Source organism: Mesorhizobium sp. M1E.F.Ca.ET.063.01.1.1 (genome assembly GCF_003998155.1).
In the GTDB taxonomy this organism is placed as follows: domain Bacteria; phylum Pseudomonadota; class Alphaproteobacteria; order Rhizobiales; family Rhizobiaceae; genus Mesorhizobium.
Window position 1 is genome coordinate 1 of record NZ_RZSC01001135.1, and the last position, 1,333, is coordinate 1,333.

Annotated in this window: 1 protein-coding gene; it reads left to right on the top strand. The window is 67.1% G+C overall.

Going from position 1 to position 1,333, the window contains the following annotated elements; genetic code table 11:
• Window positions 1-118: 118 nt before the first annotated feature.
• Window positions 119-1,333 (top strand): precorrin-6y C5,15-methyltransferase (decarboxylating) subunit CbiE (gene cbiE, locus EOA29_RS36670; protein WP_127222405.1); only part of this gene is annotated, 1,215 nt, incomplete at its 3' end.

Here is a 1,333-nt window from a genome sequence, read left to right on the forward strand (position 1 = left end):
CCCTTACCCTCTCCCCGTAAGGACGGGGCGAGGGGGTCGGCAGCGTTGCAGCCAGTCTCCTTCTCCCCGTCACTATACGGGGAGAAGGTGCCGGCAGGCGGATGAGGGGCGGCGCGGCATGTCAAAAAAAAAGCAGCCAACGCGGAAATGGCTGACCATCGTCGGTATCGGCGAGGACGGTGTAGCGGGTCTCGGCGACGAGGCCAAGCAGCGGATTGCCGAGGCCGCAGTCGTTTTTGGTGGCAAGCGGCACCTCGGGCTCGTCTCAAGCTTGGCCAAGGGCGAGGCGCGCCCTTGGCCGACGCCGTTCGACGCCGAAATGCGCGACGTGCTGGCGCTGGCGGGCAAAAACGTCTGCGTGCTTGCCTCCGGCGACCCATTCTTCCACGGCGTCGGCGTCACGCTGGCGCGCAAGGTCACGCCGGATGAGATGCTCGTGCTGCCGGCACCGTCGTCGCTATCGCTGGCCGCTTCTCGTCTCGGCTGGGCTCTCCAGGATGTCGAAGCAATCTCGCTTCACGGCCATCCGATCGACCTCATCCGCCCCCTGCTCCATCCCGGCGCGCGCATCCTCGCGCTCACATCGGACGGCGACGCACCGGCGGCCATCGCAGGACTGCTCGACGAGAATGGCTTCGGGCCTTCGCGATTGACGGTCCTTGAAGCGCTCGGCGGTCCCGAGGAAAAGCATCGCACCGCCCGCGCCGATGCCTTCGATCTCAAAAAAATCAATTCGCTCAACGTGCTGGCGCTTGAAGTTGAATCGACGACGGATGCGCGCATCCTGCCTTTGACCGTCGGCCTTGCCGATCATCTGTTCGAGCATGACGGCCAGATCACCAAACGAGAGATCCGCGCCATCACACTGTCGGCGCTGGCGCCTCGCCGCGGCGAGTTGCTGTGGGATATCGGCGCCGGCTCCGGCTCGATCGGCATCGAATGGATGCTCGCCCACCCTTCGATGCGCGCCATCGCCATCGAGGCCGACGAGGAGCGCGCCGCCCGCATCCGCCGCAACGCCGCGCATTGCGGCGTGCCCGGCCTTGTCGTGGTCGAAGGCACGGCACCCAAGGCGCTCGCCAAGCTCGAGACGCCGGACGCGATCTTCATCGGCGGTGGCGGCAGCGATGCCGGCGTGCTTGGGAAGGCGATCAAGGCGCTGAGTGCCGGCGGCCGGCTCGTCGCCAACGCGGTGACGCTGGAGATGGAAGCGCTGCTTCTCGATCAGCACACCAGGCGTGGCGGCGACCTCACCCGCATCGCGCTTTCGCGCGCGGCACCGGTCGGGTCCATGCAGGCCTGGCGTCCGGCCATGCCGGTCATGCAATGGAGC